At 67.1% G+C, this 18,624-nt stretch carries 17 protein-coding genes; 3 read left to right on the top strand and 14 right to left on the bottom strand.

Annotated features, from left to right (window positions below; translation table 11 throughout):
* Positions 1 to 55 precede the first annotated feature (55 nt).
* The 14 genes from QP457_RS07260 to QP457_RS07325 all read right to left on the bottom strand — a co-directional run bounded on the left by QP457_RS07260 (position 56) and on the right by QP457_RS07325 (position 13,920).
* Entirely contained in the window at positions 56 to 1,246 is a 1,191-nt protein-coding gene (locus QP457_RS07260) for a 1-deoxy-D-xylulose-5-phosphate reductoisomerase (RefSeq protein ID WP_180164162.1), read from the bottom strand.
* A 2-nt stretch (positions 1,247 to 1,248) separates the two neighbouring features.
* Positions 1,249 to 2,085 (bottom strand): phosphatidate cytidylyltransferase, encoded by an 837-nt coding sequence (locus QP457_RS07265; RefSeq protein ID WP_025877667.1) that lies wholly within the window; start codon positions 2,083 to 2,085, stop codon positions 1,249 to 1,251.
* Positions 2,082 to 2,849, bottom strand: a complete 768-nt coding sequence (gene uppS / locus QP457_RS07270; RefSeq protein WP_205404014.1) for a polyprenyl diphosphate synthase — start codon at positions 2,847 to 2,849, stop codon at positions 2,082 to 2,084. Before uppS ends, QP457_RS07265 begins: the two co-directional genes overlap by 4 nt.
* 5 nt (positions 2,850 to 2,854) lie before the next feature.
* On the bottom strand, positions 2,855 to 3,409 hold the full coding sequence (gene frr, locus QP457_RS07275; RefSeq protein WP_089239845.1) for a ribosome recycling factor: 555 nt from the start codon (positions 3,407 to 3,409) through the stop codon (positions 2,855 to 2,857).
* A 97-nt stretch (positions 3,410 to 3,506) separates the two neighbouring features.
* Positions 3,507 to 4,235, bottom strand: coding sequence for a UMP kinase (gene pyrH / locus QP457_RS07280; RefSeq protein WP_025877663.1), 729 nt, complete (start codon positions 4,233 to 4,235; stop codon positions 3,507 to 3,509).
* Between the two features lie 119 nt (positions 4,236 to 4,354).
* Positions 4,355 to 5,893, bottom strand: a complete 1,539-nt coding sequence (locus QP457_RS07285; RefSeq protein WP_100552016.1) for a GGDEF domain-containing protein — start codon at positions 5,891 to 5,893, stop codon at positions 4,355 to 4,357.
* Between the two features lie 302 nt (positions 5,894 to 6,195).
* Positions 6,196 to 7,074, bottom strand: coding sequence for a translation elongation factor Ts (gene tsf, locus QP457_RS07290; protein WP_100464286.1), 879 nt, complete (start codon positions 7,072 to 7,074; stop codon positions 6,196 to 6,198).
* Between the two features lie 125 nt (positions 7,075 to 7,199).
* Positions 7,200 to 8,003, bottom strand: coding sequence for a 30S ribosomal protein S2 (gene rpsB / locus QP457_RS07295; protein ID WP_099821427.1), 804 nt, complete (start codon positions 8,001 to 8,003; stop codon positions 7,200 to 7,202).
* 219 nt (positions 8,004 to 8,222) lie between these two features.
* Positions 8,223 to 8,921 (bottom strand): fimbria/pilus periplasmic chaperone, encoded by a 699-nt coding sequence (locus QP457_RS07300; protein WP_205404013.1) that lies wholly within the window; start codon positions 8,919 to 8,921, stop codon positions 8,223 to 8,225.
* 6 nt (positions 8,922 to 8,927) lie between these two features.
* Positions 8,928 to 9,155, bottom strand: a complete 228-nt coding sequence (locus QP457_RS07305) for a hypothetical protein (protein WP_205404012.1) — start codon at positions 9,153 to 9,155, stop codon at positions 8,928 to 8,930.
* A 101-nt stretch (positions 9,156 to 9,256) separates the two neighbouring features.
* Complete coding sequence (locus QP457_RS07310; RefSeq protein WP_205404011.1) at positions 9,257 to 10,294, bottom strand: spore coat U domain-containing protein; 1,038 nt, start codon at positions 10,292 to 10,294, stop codon at positions 9,257 to 9,259.
* A complete protein-coding gene (locus tag QP457_RS07315) occupies positions 10,291 to 12,633 on the bottom strand; it encodes a fimbria/pilus outer membrane usher protein (RefSeq protein WP_205404010.1) in 2,343 nt (780 codons plus the stop codon). The genes QP457_RS07310 and QP457_RS07315 overlap by 4 nt, the downstream gene beginning before the upstream one ends.
* Before the next feature lie 7 nt (positions 12,634 to 12,640).
* Positions 12,641 to 13,393 carry a molecular chaperone gene (locus QP457_RS07320; protein ID WP_205404009.1) on the bottom strand — a complete coding sequence of 251 codons (753 nt, stop codon included), beginning with the start codon at positions 13,391 to 13,393 and terminating at the stop codon, positions 12,641 to 12,643.
* Complete coding sequence (locus tag QP457_RS07325) at positions 13,393 to 13,920, bottom strand: spore coat U domain-containing protein (RefSeq protein WP_100552021.1); 528 nt, start codon at positions 13,918 to 13,920, stop codon at positions 13,393 to 13,395. The genes QP457_RS07320 and QP457_RS07325 overlap by 1 nt, the downstream gene beginning before the upstream one ends.
* Before the next feature lie 173 nt (positions 13,921 to 14,093).
* On the opposite strand from QP457_RS07325, the gene map reads away from it, so the two are divergent.
* From map to dapD, 3 genes are read left to right on the top strand one after another with little or no spacing between them, the layout of a single operon-like run.
* Positions 14,094 to 14,936, top strand: coding sequence for a type I methionyl aminopeptidase (map, locus tag QP457_RS07330; RefSeq protein WP_100464301.1), 843 nt, complete (start codon positions 14,094 to 14,096; stop codon positions 14,934 to 14,936).
* 2 nt (positions 14,937 to 14,938) lie between these two features.
* Positions 14,939 to 17,566 (top strand): [protein-PII] uridylyltransferase, encoded by a 2,628-nt coding sequence (locus QP457_RS07335; protein ID WP_205404008.1) that lies wholly within the window; start codon positions 14,939 to 14,941, stop codon positions 17,564 to 17,566.
* Positions 17,566 to 18,612 carry a 2,3,4,5-tetrahydropyridine-2,6-dicarboxylate N-succinyltransferase gene (dapD, locus tag QP457_RS07340; protein ID WP_205404007.1) on the top strand — a complete coding sequence of 349 codons (1,047 nt, stop codon included), beginning with the start codon at positions 17,566 to 17,568 and terminating at the stop codon, positions 18,610 to 18,612. The genes QP457_RS07335 and dapD overlap by 1 nt, the downstream gene beginning before the upstream one ends.
* Positions 18,613 to 18,624: the final 12 nt, after the last annotated feature.

An 18,624-nucleotide genomic window follows, 5' to 3' on the forward strand; every position in this document is an offset into this window, starting at 1 on the left:
GCAGGTTCACATTGGCGGACACGGGCGGCGGCGTCATACGGGATGGGTGCGCTGTTCAGGTGGCGGCGATGGCGTTCAGGGTCAGCTGGCGGGCCCGCTGGTCGGCGGACAACAGAACCTCAAGTGTATCGGCTGCTTCGGTCGGCAGTGTTGAAAGAGCGTTAGCAACCAGCGTCGGAATGGTCAGGAAGCCTATGCGGCCCTGAAGAAACGCTGAAACAGCCTCTTCGTTGGCGGCGTTCAGCACCGCCGGGGCGGTACCACCGGCGCGCATCGCCTGCCATGCAAGGGCCAGGCAGGGGAAGGCGTCGGTGTCGGGGGCCTCGAAATCCAGCCGGCCCTGGGTCAGCAGGTCCAGCCCGGACACGCCCGATTCGATCCGTTGCGGCCAGCCCAGGCCCACCGCCAGGGTGGTGCGCATGTCTGGCAGGCCCATCTGCGCCAAGGTGGAGCCGTCAACGAACTCCACCAGCGAATGCACCAGGCTCTGCGGGTGCACCAGCACCTCGATGCGCTCGCCGGGGATGCCGAACAGATGGTGGGCCTCGATCACTTCCAGGCCTTTATTCATCAACGTCGCCGAATCGACCGAGATCTTCGGTCCCATCGACCACTTCGGGTGCGCCACGGCCTGGGCGGGGGTGACCTGCTCCAGTTCGGCGCGGCTGCGCCCGCGGAACGGTCCGCCCGAGGCGGTCAGCAGGATGCGGCGCACGCCGGCACCGTCGAGGCTGGCATCACGTGAACGCAGGCACTGGAAGATCGCGCTGTGCTCGCTGTCGATCGGAATGATCTCGGCGCCGGCACGTTCGGCGGTACGGGTCAGCAGTTCGCCGGCCAGTACCAGGGATTCCTTGTTCGCCAGCAGGATGCGCTTGCCGGCCGCAGCGGCGGCCAGGGTCGAGGACAGGCCGGCGGCGCCGACGATCGCGGCAACCACGGTATCGCAGGCGTCACTGGCCGCCAGCTGGTCCAGCGCGGCATGGCCTGCGTGGGCCTGGGTGGCCAGGCCGGCATCGCGCAGGCCGTCACGCAGTTCGGCATACAGGGTTTCGTCGGCGATCACCGCATGCGCGGGCCGGTGCTGCCGGCACAGGGCCAGCAGCGCCTGTACCTGGCGGCCGGCGGCGAGCACGGTGGCCTGGTAACGCAGCGGATGGCGGGCGATCACGTCAAGCGTGGAGGCACCAATCGAACCGGTGGCGCCGAACACGGCGACCCGGCGCAGGTCTGCAGCAGCATCCATGGTCAGAACCCGAAGATTTCCTTGCCCAGTGCGAACACCGGGATGGCCGCCAGCACGCCGTCGACGCGGTCGAGCACGCCGCCGTGGCCGGGGATCAGGTGGCCTGAATCCTTGGCGCCGGCATGGCGCTTGATCAGGCTTTCGAACAGGTCGCCCAGTACCGAGGCGAACACGGCCACCACCGAGGTGACCAGCAGGCCCGGCAGGTGCGCGGCATCGATGCCGGCCAGCCAGCCCAGGCCGACGGCCACCGCAACACCGGCGATCAGCCCACCGACGAGGCCTTCCCAGGTCTTGTTCGGGCTGATCCGCGGTGCCAGCTTGTGCTTGCCGAAGTGACGGCCGGCGAAGTAGGCGCCCGAATCAGCGGCCCAGACCAGCGCCAGCGCGGCCAGCAGCCACAGGTGGCCCTGATGGCCCGGCGGGTCGCCGCCGGCATGGATCAGTACCAGCGCCGCCCACGCCGGGACGATCGCCAGGGTACCGGCCAGCAGCTTGAGGATGCGTGCCGGACTGCCGGGTTGCGCGCCGAAGTTGAAGAAGCGCAGCCACACCAGCGCGCCCAGCCACCAGGCCACGCCCACCAGGGTCGCGATCTGGAACAGCACCAGGGTGCCGGCATCAGCCCACACCAGCAGCACCATCAACACAAGGTTGAGGACCAGCAGCACGGTGCGGGCGAGGGTGTCTTCGACATCGGCCAGTTTCAGCCATTCCCACAGGCCGATCAGCAGCACGGCAGCAGCGGCGGCGGCCAGCCATTGCGTGGGCAGCAACAGGATCGCAGCAATGGCGACCGGCGCCATGATCAGCGCGGCGAGGACTCGGGTCTTGGTCATGGGCTGGACGTCTCGGTGGCCAGGGCGGCGATCTGGGCGCTGGTCAGGCCGAAGCGGCGCTCACGGCTGGCGTAGGCATCCAGCGCCAGCTGCAGCTGCGCGGCGTCGAAATCCGGCCACAGCGCTTCGGTGAACCACAGCTCGGTATACGCCAGCTGCCACAGCAGGAAATTGCTGATGCGGGTATCGCCGCCGGTGCGGATGAACAGGTCCGGTGGCGGCAGGTCGGCCAGAGCCACCTGTCGCCCCAGCAGGGATTCGTCGATCTGCTCGGGAAGCAGGCGGCCGGCGGCCACTTCAACGGCCAGCGCGCGTGCGGCACGGGCGATGTCCTGGCGGCCACCATAGCTGGCGGCGATCGACAGGGTCAGGGCACTGTTGTCGGCGGTGCGCTGTTCGGCCAGCTGCATGCGGCTGACCAGCCCGGCGCCGAAGCGCTCACGTTCGCCGATGAAGCGCACACGCACGCCGCGCCGATGCAGCTCGTCCACTTCGCGATCGAGCGCGCCGAGGAACAGCTTCATCAACGCATCGACTTCTTCCTGCGGCCGGCCCCAGTTCTCGCTGGAAAACGCGAACAGGGTCAGCGCCGGAATGCCCAGTTCCAGGCAGCGCTCGATGGTACGGTTGACCGCACGCGCACCGGCCCGATGGCCGATGACGCGGGGGCGACGGCGCTGCTGTGCCCAACGCCCGTTGCCATCCATGATGATGGCAATGTGGCGCGGCAGGGCGGCCGGCAGGGGAGGCGGGACTGAAGGCATCGACTTCAGACCGACATCAGTTCCTTTTCCTTGTCGGCGACGACCTTATCGATGTCCTTGATGTTGGCGTCGGTCAACTTCTGGATATCGTCTTCGCCGCGCTTCTTCTCGTCTTCGCTGATGACCTTGTCCTTCAGCAGCTTGGCGACTTCCTTGTTCGCATCCTGGCGGATGTTGCGCACGGCGATCTTGGCGCCTTCGCCTTCTTTCTGTACCTGCTTGGTCAGTTCCTTGCGGCGCTCTTCGGTCGGCGGCGGCAGGTTGACGCGGATCGAGGTGCCGATGGTGTTCGGGGTCAGCTCGATGTTGTACAGGCCCTTCTCGATCTCCTTGATCATGCTCTTGTCGAAGGGCGTGACCAGCAGGGAGTGGGCGTCGGGGTTGGAAATGGACGCGACCTGGTTCAGCGGCGTGCTGGCGTTGCCGTAAGCATTGACCGTGACGCGGTCCAGCAGGGCCGGCGTTGCGCGACCGGTGCGGATCGAGGTGAGGGTGTGCTTAAGAGCGTCGATGCTCTTGGCCATGCGCGTCTGCGCGTTGTTCTTGATGTCGTTGAGCATCGCCAGGGTCCTGGATGTAACTGGAATCGGGCGATTATAGGCGAATACGGGACGCCGCCGGGCCTGAATCGGCCCGGAGGTCGCCTTGCGCTCAGCCTCAGGCCGGGTCGCGGCCCTGGACGAGGGTGCCGATGTTCTCGCCGTGCAGGATCTTCAGCAGCTCGCCCGGCTGGCCCATGTCGAACACGCGCATCGGCAGGTCGCTGTCACGGGCCAGGGCGAAGGCGGCGGTATCCATCACTTCCAGGCCACGACGGATCACTTCGTCGTAGCTCAGGCTGTCGAAACGGACGGCGTCGCTGTACTTGTTCGGATCCTTGTCGTACACGCCATCGACCTTGGTTGCCTTCAGCAGCAGGTCGGCGCCGATCTCGATGGCGCGCAGGGCTGCGCCCGAGTCGGTGGTGAAGAACGGGCTGCCGACGCCTGCGGCGAAGATCACCAGGCGGCCTTTTTCCAGATGGCGGATGGCGCGGCGGCGGATGTAGTCCTCGCACACGTCGTTGATCTTGATCGCGCTCATCACGCGGGCCTTGGCGCCCACTTTTTCCAGCGCATCCTGCATGGCCAGCGCGTTGATGACCGTGGCCAGCATGCCCATCTGGTCGCCGGTGACGCGGTCCATGCCGCCAGCGGCCAGGCCTGCACCGCGGAAGATGTTGCCCCCACCGATGACCAGGGCGACTTCGGCGCCGGCCTGCTGGGCTTCGACGACTTCACGGGCCAGGCGATTGATGATCTTGGGGTCGATGCCGTAGTCCTCATCTCCCATCAGCGCCTCCCCGGAAAGTTTCAACAGGATGCGGCGATAGGCGAGCTTGGACATAGGGACCTCGGGTGCGTGGAAATCGCGGGCGATTCTACGCGCAAGCGGCGCGCGGCCAAAGCGTTTTGTGCACTGCGGCGCAAAATACCGGTGTGCCCCGTACATCCGGGGCGCACCATTCAGCCCAGCTCGGCGCCCGCAGTGGCAGACAGTTCATCATGCCCGAGTTCGCCGGGAGAGCGTGCAATGACCCGGTTGCGGCCCAGGTTCTTGGAGCGGTAGAGCACGTCATCTGCAGCGCGCAGCAGGTCCTGCACGCCGGCAAAACGCTCGTAGCCGCCCTGAGTGGCCACGCCGGCCGAGAAGGTGATGAACAGCGGACCGCCTTCCAGTTCCGCCATCGGAGTGGCGACGATGTTGGCCAGCACCCGGCGGATCACGTCCAGCGCCACCGATTCGCTGGTATTGGGCAGCAGGGCGACAAACTCCTCGCCGCCGAAGCGGGCCACGGTGTCGCTGTTGCGCAGCTGCCCCTGCAGCTTGCCGGCAAAGACGCGCAGCACCTCGTCGCCGGTCAGGTGGCCGTGGGCGTCGTTGATTTTCTTGAAATCATCCAGGTCGATGAAGGCCACCGACAACGGCCAGCCATGGCGGCCGGCACGCAGGAATTCCTGTTCAAGCACGGCTTCGAGCTGGCGGCGGTTGAGCACGCCGGTCAAGGCATCGCGATGGGCCTGGTCGGCCAGGCGCTTGGCACGGGCCTCGAATTCATCGGCGCGCCGGCGGGCCTGGTCGGCATCCTGCAGCTCGCGCAGGTTGCGCAGGGTGGCCAGCTCCTGGGCGTGGTCGATCAGCTCGCGCACGCGGGCCGGCGAATTCAGGCCGTTCTCGAACAGGCTGGCGATGTCCGGCAGCGCTTCGCTGATCCGGGCCAGGACCTGGTCGAAGCGTGCACTGTCCAGCTCCAGCCGGTCGTGGACCTGCTGCAGGGCGCGCTCGCGGGCGGCATCGGCGTCTTCATCCAGCCAGATGTCGGCAACGGCGCCAGACAGCTGTACGCAGGCCTGGAATGGATTCTCGGCGGCACCTTCGTCTTCGCTGTGGCGGATGCTGTCGACCAGGTAACGCGGCAGGCCCCACTCCTCGGCTACCCATGCACCGACGTCGGCGTGGCTGCAGCCGAGTTCCTGGCGCTCGCGCGCGATCAGGTCGGGGTTGTCGCGCGCTTCGCGCAGCAGCGGCAGGTAGCGTTCGGATTCGGCCTGGGCCAGGCACAGCACGCCCATGTCCTGCAGCAGCCCGGCCAGCATCAGCTCCTCCAGCCGGCGCAGGCCGCGGGCCTGGCCGAGCTGGCTGGCCGCCAGCGCGCTGAGGATGCTGCGCTTCCAGGCGCGTTGGCGCAGGTCGTGGTCGGCGCCGCCTTTGCCGGTCAGGCCCTGGGTGACAGTGAAGCCCAGGGCGAGGCTGATCGTAGCGTTCAGCCCGAGCATGGTCAGCGCCTGGCCGAGGTTCTCGATCCGGCGCCGGCTGGCGTACAGCGGCGAATTGGCGATGCGCAGCATGCGGGCACTCAGCGCCATGTCGATGGCGATGATGTCCGCAGCGGTTGCGATGTCCGCTTCCGGATCCTGGGCCAGTTCGATGATGCGCAGGGCAATACCGGGCGGCGAGGGGAGGTTGCGGCAAAGCGCCAGTGCAGCTGTCAGCTCGGGAGGCATGTCGGGTCGTTCAATTCCATTAGGACAAGAATACCTAGGAATGCATCACAGTCCGCGACTTTCGTTCCTGTTATGTGACTGCAGGTTCCCTATGCCGAGTATCGGCTTGATTCGCACGCAACGCAAAGACCCTTGGTTCCGGTGTGCGCACCAACGGTGCGCACCCACGGAATGGGCACCCACATGCAGCGCACCAACGGTGCGCACCCGCAGAAAGGGCGCCCACCGCGGCGGCAGGCATAAAAAAAGAGCCGCGGTTTCCCGCGGCTCCTTCTGGTTTCATCACAGCCGTGAGGCTGGAATCAGACCTGCATCGCCTTGGCAACTTCGGCGGCGTAGTCTTCCACCACCTTCTCGATGCCTTCGCCAACGACCAGCAGCTGGAAGCCAGCCACGTCGGCGCCGGCAGCCTTGACCACCTGCTCGACGGTCTTGTCGCCGTCCAGCACGTAGCTCTGGCCGTACAGGGTCACTTCGCTGACGATCTTGTTGATCTTGCCGCTGATGATCTTTTCCAGGATGTCGGCCGGCTTGGACTTGTCCTTCTCGGACATCTTGGCCAGTTCGATTTCCTTTTCCTTTTCCACGAACTCGGCCGGCACATCGGCAGCCTTGTTGTGCGGCGGCTTCAGCGCAGCCACGTGCATGGCCAGGCCGCGAGCCAGTTCGGCGTCGCCACCGATCAGGTCGACCAGCACGCCGACCTTGCCGTTGGTGTGGACGTAGGAACCCACGTTGCCGGTGGTGTCCAGCTTGACCAGGCGACGGATCTGGATGTTTTCACCCAGGGTCTGCACGGCGGTCGCGCGGGTTTCTTCGACGGTCTGGCCGGTCGGCAGGGTGGCCGACTTCAGGGCTTCCACATCGGTGGCGCCCGATGCCAGGGCAGCGGCAGCGACGGAATCAACGAAGTTCTTGAAGTTGATGTCGTTGGCGACGAAGTCGGTTTCCGAGTTGATCTCGACCAGCACGGCCTTGCCGCCGTCCTGGGCCAGGCCCAGACGACCTTCGGCGGCCACGCGGTCAGCCTTCTTGTCGGCCTTGGCAGCGCCGGACTTGCGCAGCGCTTCAGCAGCGGCGTCGATGTTGCCGCCAGCCTCGGTGAGCGCCTTCTTGCATTCCATCATGCCGGCGCCGGTGCGCTCGCGCAGTTCCTTGACCAGGGAAGCAGTGATTTCCACGGGATTACCTCACGAAAGAAAGGGGTTGGGCCGGCATGGTGGCCGGCCCGTGTGACAGTTTCCTGTCGTCGCGCCATCGGCAGCGGACAGGAAAGGTGGGCGCAAGGCGCCCACCGGGGCCTGGATCAGGCCTGGGCTTCGCCCTTGTCGGCAGCAGCCTTCTTGGCCGGAGCGCGGCGAGCCGGCTTGCCTTCTTCGGCAGCAGCGTCGGCGAACTCTTCTTCACGGACGGTGGCAGCGTGCGGTGCAGCAGCCTTGCCTTCCAGCACGGCGTCAGCAGCAGCGCGTGCGTACAGCTGCACGGCACGGATGGCGTCGTCGTTGCCCGGGATTGCGTAATCCACCAGCTCCGGGTTGTAGTTGGTATCGACGACGGCGATCACCGGGATGCCGAGCTTCTTGGCTTCCTTGATGGCGATGTCTTCGTGGCCGATATCGATGACGAAGATCGCGTCCGGCAGACGGTTCATGTCCTTGATGCCGCCCAGCGAGGCTTCCAGCTTGTCGCGCTCGCGACGCAGGCCCAGCACTTCGTGCTTGACCAGCTTCTCGAAGGTGCCGTCGGATTCACCGGCTTCCAGTTCCTTCAGGCGGGCAACCGACTGCTTCACGGTACGGAAGTTGGTCAGGGTGCCGCCCAGCCAACGCTGGTTCATGAACGGCATGCCGCAACGCTCGGCTTCTTCGCGGATCGACTCGCGCGCGCTGCGCTTGGTGCCCAGGAACAGGATGGTGCCGCGCTTCTGGGCAACCGACGAGATGAAGTTCATCGCATCGTTGAACAGCGGGACGGTCTTTTCCAGGTTGATGATGTGGATCTTGCCGCGGGCGCCGAAGATGTACGGAGCCATTTTCGGGTTCCAGTAGCGGGTCTGGTGGCCGAAGTGGACGCCGGCTTCCAGCATCTGACGCATGGTGACCTGGGGCATTGCAATACTCCTGATGGGGAACCGGCGAATCCGCCCGCGGGATAGGTATGCGGGACGCGTGGAAACGCTGATGGTTCCGGGGTTGGGCTTCCCTGTTGCCTCCGTGGCCGAACTCCTTGCGGAGCACCCCGGCACGGATGGGGGCAGCAGGTGTGGATTCACCGGTGACGTCCGGTGTGGACGGCGTCCCGCGCACAGGGCGGCAGGACATCCCGGGGATTATAGCCCGCTTGGCTGGCGCGCTGCAATTGCAGGTGCCGGCGCGGCCAGGATCACCGCTGTGCCGTCCTGCAGGCGGGCGTGGAACCGGCCGCCGGCATAGCCATCGGCGCGCGGTGGCAGCTGCCACTGGCGCTGGCGCGCGGCCAGTACGTAGCCGGCAAGACCGGGCAGCAGCAGGCTTCGGTGGCCGTCGGCGGCCTCGTAGGCAAGGTCGCTCAGGCGCGCGTGCCCGTTGCCACTGTTCAGCAGTCGCAGCATGAACTGCGACCCGTTGACCACCACCTCTGCCTGCAGGGACGGGGCCGCCGTGCGGACCGGTTCGCCGCGGAACAGGGGCAGTGAATAGCGTGGCATGGCCGGTTCTGCCGGTGCCAGGATGATACGGAATGCCTGTTCGACGGCCACCGGCGCCGACGACGCCGGCAGCAGCCAGACGCGCTGGCGCGCACCGGCAGGAAGATCCAGCAGGGTCGGACTGGCCAGCACCTGCGCGCTGCGTTGCAGGTGTTCGGCAGCCGGTTGCTGGTCCCACGCCCAGACCTGCACCTGGCCGCGCCAATGCCCAGGGCCGGGGTTGTGCAGCCACAGCTCGGATCGCCCCTGTGCGGCCGGCAGGCGCAGGGTGGTCGGCATCAGATCCAGCGCCTGCACGGGCATGGGCAGCAGTGCCAGCAACAGGGGCAGCAGCCGGTGCATCAGCAGTCAGTAGTAGGTGGTGGGCGGTTCGGAGGTCGCACGCCCTTGCTCGTCCTGCGCTGGCGGGGCCAGTTCACGGACCTGTGGCGGCAGATGCAGGATGTCGCTGTGCTGCTGCGGTACCGGGCAACGCGCGCCGCCCTCCGTGCCGGTGCAGCCTTCAACCACGGTCAGGCGGATCTGCAACGGGGCGGGCGCCGGCTCGGCCCAGGCTGTCGTGCTGGCGATGGACATCGCTGCGATCAGTACTGCCCGAACCACCTGCCATCCACCCTGTTGTCGATCTGATGCGCGGTATCGGCCGACATGGGCGATTCTGTAGTGCGGGGCGCCTCTCAGTAGGTGATCGTCACCTGTACCAGGTCGTTGTAGGTGCCGGCCGGCGGTTGGCCGCTCACCGGCGGTACCCGGCCGTAGATCGTCAACGCTTGCGCGCTGCCAGTGCCGACGCCGCTGAAGGTGTCCACGTTGAGCGTATTGCCCCAGCGCTGGCTGCGTGCAGCATCCCGATACAGCTCATAGGTCAGGTAATAGTTGTTGCTGCCGATGGTGGTGCGCATGCGCCGGGTACTGCTCAGGGCAGGGTTGTTCTGGCCATTGTCGAGGCTGACCTGGAACGCGGTGCGCTTGAGGCAGGTCAGGGTGAGGGTGGCGGTCTGGTCGATGTTGGCGGGAATGCCGCCGGTGACGTTGCCGAAATTCATGGTGGTGGTTAAGTAGCTGCCGCATTGCGGCAGCACGGTGGCAGTGGCATTGAAGCTGAAGGCATTGCTGGCGGTGTTGGTGCCGGTAGCGCCGCCATTGCAGGTGGCCGGCACGGTGGCGTTCCCCAGCAGCACCTCGTTCCAGGCCCAGGTCAGCACCACGCTGGCGCCGCTGAAGGTGCTGCTGTAACTACCCGATGCGAGCACCTGGTTGGCCGGGATCTGCGCGAACAACTGCACGCTCTGCGCGCCGCTGCCGCCGGTCAGCAGGGGCACGTTGTAGGTCATGGTCAGCTCCTGCGCCGGCGGTACGCCGCGCGGGGTCAGGCCGGTTACCTGGCTGTAGTTGGAAGTGTTGTAGAGCTGGAAATTGAGTGTATCGCCGCTGCCGTTGACCATCGTTCGCCACGGCGTGGTGGTGCTGCCGCCCGTGCCGTTGCCGATGCCCACGCAGACGCGTACGCCGGTGGTGGCGAGCAGGCTCAGCGCGGCGGTGGTGCAGGTCACGGTGATGTTCAGCGTGCCCGAGGTCGGGCCGGCGGCGCCGCTGTTGACGTTGCCGAACGGCAGCAGTGCGTCGGCGGTGGCGGTGCAGGAGGCGGCCGCGCGCGCCGGTGCGCTGGCGATCAGGCCGGCCAGAAGCAGCAGGCCTAGCAGCAGGATCCTCACGGCGCCACCTCCGGCACGCATTGCAGGGGCGCCGGACGAGGCCGCGAACCCGCGGCGACCACCTGCGGCGATGCCGGTACCCGCGTACGGCACTGCCCTCGGCTGGTGGTGATGTACAGCACGGTGCCAGCGGCCACGTCTTCCAGGTACAGCAGTCCGTCGTAACCGACCGAGGCCTGGCGGCCATCCGCCAGTTGCACCTCGCTGCCTGCTTCCAGCGGCTGCCCCGCCATGTCCTGCACGGTGAGGGTCAACGACGGCCGCGAGCGCAGGTTGAAGGTCAGCCCGGTGCCGGCACGCTGGCGCGGTGTTACCCAGTCCTCGATGCGATCGGCGCGCATGTCCGCCGGCAGGTCCAGGGTGTCGATGGAGACGCGGTTACGCTGCCAGGACAGCAGTGGGCTGACCAGCAGCAGGCCACGATCGTCGGTGACACCGATCAGGCGGTTCTCAAGCCGCACCGGTACACCGCCCACGCCATTGGTGCTGACCACGGCGAAGGCATCGGCGACTTCGCGCGCGGCGAAGGTGTGCCCGGCCATCCACACCAGGCTGCCGCTGGCGCTGCCATAGGCGTAGTTGAGGCCAGACTGGCGCGAGGCACCCAAGGCATAGCGGCCGACATCGTTGAGGATGCCGACTTCGGCCAGGCCGCCGCTGCCGTCGTCGCCGTGGCGCACCTGTGCGCGCCAACCGATACCGCCGGCGCTGCCGTCGCCCGGTACCGGCTGGGTGACATCGGCGACCCAGCTCTGGCGGTCGCCGTTGCGCTGGCTGGACAGGCTGGCCTGGCGGTTGTTGCCCAGGCTTGCGGTCAGCGACAGGTAGACACTGCGGTCATCGCTGTTGTCCAGGTTCTGGTTGACCGACAGGTAGGCCGACCAGCGCTGGCTCCAGCTGCGTGACCAGAACAGGCTGGCATAGCGGTTGTCCTCGCCATCGGGATAGCGCAGGCGCAGGTAGCTGGCGCTCAGGGAGCCCAGGCGCAGCAGGTCCAGGCCGACCGTGGCCTGCTCGCTGATGCTGGGCGGCAGGTTGGCCTGCAGCGCGCCCAGGTCGCGGTAGTCGCCGTGGCTGCGCACGCTGCGCAGATTGACGTTGAAACGACGGTTGTTCCAGCTGTACCCCAGCGCCCACTGGCCGCCCTGCAGGCCCTGGTAGCGGCTGTGGGCGTACGCGGCATTGACCACGCCCGCGCCGCCCAGCAGCCACCAGCCGCCCGCGCCGGCCTGTGCCAGGCCGCCGCCGCCTTCGGCGTGTGCTTCGCCGGTGAACGTGTCGCTGACGCCGCCGCGCCAGCTGGCGCTTGCCACGGTACGGTCGTCGTAGGCGAAGGAGCGCTCACCGAACTGCTCGCGCAGCTGGCCGACGCCGAGCGACCAGTCCGACAGGCCCTTGGCCAGCAGCTGCTGGGTGCCGTAGAAGCTGAAATCCAGGGTCTGCATGCGGCCGAACGCATCGGTGACCACGACCTGCGCGCTGCCGTTGCCGCTGATGCCCGGTTGCGCCGCCAGCTGGAATGGTCCGACCGGCACCTGGCCGCTGTACTGGCGCAGGCCATCGACATACAGCTCGACCGTGGATGGCACCACCGCCTGGCCGAGGAAGGCCGGCGTCGGGGTAAGCACACGGTACGGCTGCAATCCGTAATTGCGGCCGATCTGCAGGCCGCCCAGGCGTACCGGGCGGCTCCAGTCGACGAAGCCGCTGTAGAAGTCGCCCACCTCCAGAGTCAGCGCCCTGTCCGGGAAATCCAGGGTCCAGCGCGTGTCCAGGCGTACGCTGTCGCTGCGCCAGTGGCGGCCTCCGGTCTGGTAGCGACGGCTGACCGCGGTGTTCTCGAAGGTGCCGGCACCCACGCCGAACACCCGCAGTTCAGAGCTCAGGGTCAGATTGCCGAGGCGGTCGACGCGGCTGCCATACAGGTCGTAATTGAGCAGGACGCCGGGCGAGGCGCTGCTGCGCGGCGCGCGCGCCTGCGGGCGGCTGAGCACGGTCGTGGGCAAGGTCAACTGGTCCAGTGGCACGTCCAGCGCGAGGGTCTGCAGGTGGGCGTCATAACGCACCACCGCGCCGCTGATCTGGTCCAGATACACGGGAGCATCGCCACTGGCATTGAAACCGAGCTGGCGCAGGATCTCGGGGCTGGCCTGCAGGCGGCCGCGATTGTCGGTGAAGGGCAGCAGGCCGCGTGGCGTGCTGTTGAGGGTCACGTCCAGGTACAGCGTCTGGTTGGCCGTGAGTGGGGTCGGTGGCGGCAGCAGGGCATCGGCGGAGACCCCGGAGACATCGGCTGCATGGGCCGCCGGGGACAGGGCCGCACCGAGCGCTGCGCTCATCAGCGCCTCAGCGAGCCGGTGGTGGCGGCAGCGACGTCTGTTCCGACTCGCCATTGAGCTTGGCCGTGATCTGGTCGTTGTCGCGGTCGATCGCCGTGCGCTCCAGCGGCCAGCGCATGACCTGGCCGGGCAGCACGTAGCCCAGCAGGCCGGGATGGACGATGCGCGGCCGCTCCGGGCTGCCCAGGGCGAGGTCGGCGATCTGCGCGTAGCTGTTGCCGGTATTGCCTACTTCCACGCCGTTGCGACCGTCGTCCAGCCGGACCAGGCGGGCGTGCAGCTGCGGTGCCAGCCGGCCGCCGGCGCCGGGTTGCACGAACACCGGGATGGAATAGCGCAGTACGAACTGCATTCCTTCGCTGCGCGTGGCCAGATCGGGCACCTCATCGACGATCAGCCGGTAGTACTGCTGCTCAGCCGGTGCGTCGGCAACGGCGCGCATGACCCGCACCAGCTGCTGCTGGCCCGCTGCCAGTTCCTGCATCGGTGGCGTAGCCAGCAGATCCTCGGTGGGCAGCAGTTGCTCCTTCCCGTCCTGCTGTACCCAACGGAACACCCTTACCTGCAGCTTCACCGGTGAGGTGCCGCTGTTGGTCAACCACAGTTCGCCAGCGCGCTGGCGTGCTTCCAGCTGCAGGCTGGTGGGGGCGACCTGCAAGCTGGTCGCCGAGACCTCGTTGACCCCAAGCAGGCTGAAGACGAGCAGCGCCACGCCGGTGGCGCGCCACGGGCGGGATCCGGCCATGCGGGCGTGCTCCATCAATAGGTGATCGTGGCGGTAACGGTATCCAGGTAGTTGCCGGTAGCAGCGTTGGCCGTGCTCAGGTTGAGGATCTGGCCGTAGACGATGTAGGGCACCGCCAGCCCGGTGCCGATGCCGGCCTGGGTGTTGGTGCCGGTGGTGGCGCCCCAGACCAGGGTGTGTGCGGCATCCTGGTAGAGCTGGTAGCCCACGTAGTTGTTCGCGGTCACTGCGGCGTTGGTGTTCTTCATCCGCCGCGTGGTGACGTCATTGGCCGTGCCGGCATTGGCACCGGCATTCAGCGCGATGGTGTACGGGGTCAGCGCCGAACACTGCGCGGTCACGGTGCCCTGGCCCAGGGTGGGGGTGGCGGTGGTGGAGGCGGCGGTACCGAAGTCGACGTTGGTGGCCGCAGCGGCAGTGATGGTGCAGGCCTTGGTGACCACCAGGGTGACGTTGAACGTGGTGGTATCAGCGGCGGCGGCCGGGCCTGCCACCAGCAGGGCCAGGGCCCAGGCCAAAGGGGAACGAGCTGCGGATCGCATGGACAACCTCCCTGACCCGAAGGTCCGTTGAACAGGGCGAAAACGGCACGTTCGGCGCCGTTTTGACGACAGTGGGGCCAGCGTAGGCACCGCAAGTGTCTGTATTCCGTGAGAAACAGGCTATCGAAAGGGTGTGGACCATCACGCTTTCACCTTCCTTGCCGGATCCGTGCATGGCCCGGATCGCCAGTTGGGTGGCGTTCGTTCAGATTGCGGCCGGATCGGCGATAATGGGAGCCATGAGCGTGAATATCAAAACCCCGCAGGAAATCGAGATGATGCGCATCGCCGGCCGCCTGGCCAGCGAAGTGCTCGACATCGTCACCCCCCACGTCAAGCCCGGTGTCACGACCGAGGAACTGGACCGCATCTGCCACGACCACATCGTGAACGTGCAGGGCGCCATTCCGGCCAACGTCGGCTACCGCGGCTTCCCCAAGACCGTGTGCACCTCGGTCAACAATGTCATCTGCCACGGCATTCCCAGCGAAGGGAAGGTCCTCAAGGATGGCGACATCATCAATATCGACGTCACCGTCATCAAGGACGGCTGGCATGGCGACACCAGCCGCATGTATTTCGTCGGCACCCCGTCGGTGATGGCCAAGCGCCTGGTCGACGCCACCTATGAAGCCATGTGGCGCGGCATCCGCGCGGTGCGTCCGGGCGCAACCCTGGGCGACGTCGGCCATGCGATCCAGAGCTATGCCGAAGGCGAGCGTTTCAGCGTGGTGCGCGAGTACTGCGGCCACGGCATCGGCAAGGTCTACCACGATGAACCGCAGGTGGTGCACTACGGCCGTCCGGGCCAGGGCCTGGTGCTGCAGCCCGGCATGACCTTCACCATCGAGCCGATGATCAACGAGGGCACCCGCTACAACAAGGTGCTGCCCGATGGCTGGACCGTAGTGACCAAGGACCGCAAGCTGTCGGCGCAGTGGGAGCACATGATCGCGGTCACCGAGACCGGCGTGGACGTGCTGACCCTGTCGCCGGGCGAGTCGCAGGTCTCCTGACGATGCTGCCGGCGAGTTCGCTGCTGGACACGCCGGCCGCGTCGCTCAACGACCCGGACTGGGCTGCTGCCGCGCGCGATGCGCTGCAGCAGGCCGACACGCGCCTGTACCGCCGCTTCGACCAGGGTGACAACATCGAGCGCCTGCTGGCGTTGCGCGCGCGCGCGGCCGATCACCTGATCCGCCATGCCTGGCAGCGCTGCCTGCCGGCCGACAGTGGCCTGTCGCTGTTCGCAGTGGGTGGTTATGGGCGTGGTGAACTGTTCCCGCGTTCGGACATCGACCTGCTGGTGTTCGGCGATCCGCAGGCGCAGCTGGCCCACGAAGAGTCGCTCGCGCGGCTGTTCGCGTTGCTGTGGGATTGCGGCCTGGCGGTCAGTCACGCGGTGCGTTCGGCGGCGCAATGCAGCGAGGCCGCTGCCGACCAGACCGTGCTGACGGCGTTGATCGAAGCGCGCCCGCTGATGGCCGATGAGGCGGCGCGGCGTGCGCTGCGTGCGGCGGTGGATGACCGCGAACTGTGGCCACCGCGTGCTTTTTTCCTGGCCAAGCTCGAGGAGCTGCGCAACCGTCACCAGCGCTTCGGTGACACTGCCGACAACCTCGAGCCGGACCTGAAGGATGGCCCCGGCGGCCTGCGCGATCTCAACACGCTGGGCTGGATGGCGCTGCGTGCGTTTGGTGTGCGCGATCTGGAAGCGCTGGTCGGCCTCGGCCACCTGGGCGCTGACGAGGCCGCTGCACTGAAGCGCGAACGCGCGGTGCTGGCACGACTGCGCTTCGGCCTGCACCTGGTGGCGCGCAGGCCCGAAGAGCGCCTGCGCTTCGATTACCAGAAGACCCTGGCCGCGCGCCTGGGCTTTGAAGACGACGCCGAAAGCCTGGGCGTCGAAAAGATGATGCAGGGCTTCTACCGCGCAGCTTCGGTGGTGCGGCGGATCAGCGATCGTCTGCTGCAGCGCTTCGAGGAACAGTTCGATGGCGAGGCGCAGCCCGAGCCGCTGACCGTGGGGTTCGCCCTGCGCCGTGGCTATCTGGCGGCCAACGATGCCGACTGGCCGAACGCGGACATCGGCCAGGTCTTCGCGCTGTTCGCCAGCTGGGCGAACAATCCGCAGATCCGCGGCCTGCATTCGTTGACCGCGCGCGCGCTGGCCGAATCGCTGCCGCTGCTGCCGGCCTATGACCAGGCAGACCCTGACGCGCGCGAACAGTTCATGGCCCTGCTGCGTGGCCAGCGCCCGGTCGACACGCTTTCGCGCATGGCGCGGCTGGGCGTGCTGGGGCAATGGATTCCCGCGTTCGCCCAGGTCAGCGGGCGCATGCAGTTCGACCTGTTCCATGTCTACACCGTCGACCAGCACACGCTGATGGTCCTGCGCAACATGGGGCTGTTCGCCAGCAGTCGCGCCGACGAACGTTTCTCGATAGCCCATGAAGTCTGGCCGCGCCTGCGCAAGCCCGAGCTGCTGCTGCTGGCCGGCCTGTTCCACGACATCGCCAAGGGCCGTGGCGGCGATCATTCCGAACTGGGCGCGGTCGATGCACGGGCCTTCTGCCACGCGCAGGGGCTGAGTGGTTCGGATACCGAACTGGTGGCCTGGCTGGTCGAACAGCACCTGCGGATGTCGGTGACCGCGCAGAAGCAGGACATCGCCGATGCGGATGTTATCCATCGTTTCGCGACCCTGGTCGGCAGCCGCGACCGCCTCGATTACCTCTATCTGCTGACCTGCGCCGACATCGCCGGCACCAGCCCGAAACTGTGGAACGCGTGGAAGGACCGGCTGCTGGCCGATCTGTACTTCGCGACCCGGCGCGCGCTGCGCGAGGGCCTGGAGCATCCGGTGCCGGCCGCCGAGCGCGTGGCCGAAGCGCGCGACAGTGTGCGTGCGCTGGTGCGCGAGCAGGGCTACGACGATGCCACCATCGACCGCCAGTTCGCGGTGATGCCCGACGAAGGCTTCATCCGCCTGCGCCCGGAACAGCTGGCCTGGCAGGCCGCCGCGCTGGTACCGATCAAGCAGGGCCAGACGCTGGTGAAGGTACGTCGGATCAGCGTCGACGACCCGGCACTGGAAGTGTTCGTGCACTCGCCGGACCGTGACGGCCTGTTCGCCGCGATCGTGATGACGTTGGACCGCAAGGGCTACGGCATCCACCGCGCGCGCGTGCTGGATGGTCCTGCCGATACGATTTTCGATAATTTTGAAGTGAGCCCGGCCGATACGTTTGCCGATGGCAGCAGCGCCAACCTGGAAGCGGCCCTGCGCGAGGCGCTCAGTGGCGATCTGACGCGGCTGCGTCCCTCGCGCCGGGTGGTGCCGCGCCAGCTGCGCCATTTCCGTTTTGCCCCGCGCATCGAGTTCCGCGATGAACCCGGCGCAACCCGTTTCGCCCTGGTCGCACCCGACCGTCCCGGCCTGCTGGCCGACGTGGCGTTCGTGCTGCGCAACCAGGGACTGCGCGTGCAGGACGCGCGCATTGCCACATTCGGCGAACGCGCCGAAGACACCTTCGTGATCAGTGACGAACACGACCTCCCCCTGACTGAATCCGCCCGGCAGCAGCTGCATGACGCAATGCTGGCCTGCCTGGACCCTGATCGAAACGCCGGAGACCCCGCCTGATGGCCACCAAGCCTGTAAAGAAGACTGCCGCGACCGCCAAGAGCGCAGCAGCCAAAAAGACCGCTGCCGCTGAGCCGGTTGCGAAGAAGATTGCCGCGCCGAAGAAGGCTGCGGCGAAGAAGGCACCGGCGAAGAAGGCCCCGGCCAAGACCGCCGAAGCCGCGCGCGCCGAGAACATCGCACGCAAGTCGCTGCGCAAGCCGGCCGGCCCGGGCGTGGAAGAACTGAAGTTCGGCATCGAAAGCGCCTTCGAGCGCCGCGCCACGCTGACCCTGCACGAACTGGAAGGCTCGACCCGGCCGCTGGTCAACCGTGTGATCGACGGCCTGGAAAGCGGCGAATTCCGCGTCGCCGAGCCGGACGGCCATGGCGGCTGGAAGGTCAACGAATGGCTGAAGAAGGCGGTGCTGCTGTATTTCCGCGTCAACGACATGGCCGTGGTCGATGCACGCCCGGCACCGTTCTGGGACAAGGTCGAATCGCGCTTTGCCGGCTATGACGAGGCGAAGTTCCGCCGTGGCGGCGTGCGCGTTGTGCCGGGTGCGATCGCCCGTCGCGGCACGTATTTCGGCAAGGACGTGGTGCTGATGCCGAGCTTCACCAACATCGGTGCGTACGTCGGCGAAGGCACCATGGTCGATACCTGGGCCACCGTCGGTTCCTGCGCGCAGATCGGCCAGCATTGCCACCTGTCCGGTGGTGCCGGCATCGGCGGCGTGCTCGAGCCGCTGCAGGCCAGCCCGACGATCATCGAAGACCATTGTTTCATCGGTGCGCGTTCGGAAGTGGTGGAAGGCGTGGTCGTCGGCCATCACAGCGTGATCGGCATGGGCGTGTTCCTCAGCCAGAGCACCCGCATCTACAACCGCGCCACCGGCGAAATCAGCTACGGCTACATCCCGCCGTACAGCGTGGTGGTGTCCGGCTCGCTGCCGAGCAAGGACGGTACCCACTCGCTGTACTGCGCGGTGATCGTCAAGCAGGTCGATGCCCGCACCCGCAGCAAGACCAGCGTCAACGACCTGCTGCGCGGCCTGGCCGACTGACGGAGCCGCACG

Origin of the sequence: Stenotrophomonas sp. As-7 (genome assembly GCF_030291015.1) — a bacterium.
GTDB classification, from domain to species: Bacteria; Pseudomonadota; Gammaproteobacteria; order Xanthomonadales; family Xanthomonadaceae; genus Stenotrophomonas; species Stenotrophomonas lactitubi.

Coding starts and splice junctions, on each gene's coding strand:
- QP457_RS07260 (WP_180164162.1), bottom strand. CDS start 1,246: ATGGATGCTGCTGCAGACCTGCGCCGGGTCGCCGTGTTCGGCGCCACC.
- QP457_RS07265 (WP_025877667.1), bottom strand. CDS start 2,085: ATGACCAAGACCCGAGTCCTCGCCGCGCTGATCATGGCGCCGGTCGCC.
- uppS (WP_205404014.1), bottom strand. CDS start 2,849: ATGCCTTCAGTCCCGCCTCCCCTGCCGGCCGCCCTGCCGCGCCACATT.
- frr (WP_089239845.1), bottom strand. CDS start 3,409: ATGCTCAACGACATCAAGAACAACGCGCAGACGCGCATGGCCAAGAGC.
- pyrH (WP_025877663.1), bottom strand. CDS start 4,235: ATGTCCAAGCTCGCCTATCGCCGCATCCTGTTGAAACTTTCCGGGGAG.
- QP457_RS07285 (WP_100552016.1), bottom strand. CDS start 5,893: ATGCCTCCCGAGCTGACAGCTGCACTGGCGCTTTGCCGCAACCTCCCC.
- rpsB (WP_099821427.1), bottom strand. CDS start 8,003: ATGCCCCAGGTCACCATGCGTCAGATGCTGGAAGCCGGCGTCCACTTC.
- QP457_RS07300 (WP_205404013.1), bottom strand. CDS start 8,921: ATGCACCGGCTGCTGCCCCTGTTGCTGGCACTGCTGCCCATGCCCGTG.
- QP457_RS07305 (WP_205404012.1), bottom strand. CDS start 9,155: ATGTCCATCGCCAGCACGACAGCCTGGGCCGAGCCGGCGCCCGCCCCG.
- QP457_RS07315 (WP_205404010.1), bottom strand. CDS start 12,633: ATGAGCGCAGCGCTCGGTGCGGCCCTGTCCCCGGCGGCCCATGCAGCC.
- QP457_RS07320 (WP_205404009.1), bottom strand. CDS start 13,393: ATGGAGCACGCCCGCATGGCCGGATCCCGCCCGTGGCGCGCCACCGGC.
- QP457_RS07325 (WP_100552021.1), bottom strand. CDS start 13,920: ATGCGATCCGCAGCTCGTTCCCCTTTGGCCTGGGCCCTGGCCCTGCTG.
- map (WP_100464301.1), top strand. CDS start 14,094: ATGGCCCGGATCGCCAGTTGGGTGGCGTTCGTTCAGATTGCGGCCGGA.
- QP457_RS07335 (WP_205404008.1), top strand. CDS start 14,939: ATGCTGCCGGCGAGTTCGCTGCTGGACACGCCGGCCGCGTCGCTCAAC.
- dapD (WP_205404007.1), top strand. CDS start 17,566: ATGGCCACCAAGCCTGTAAAGAAGACTGCCGCGACCGCCAAGAGCGCA.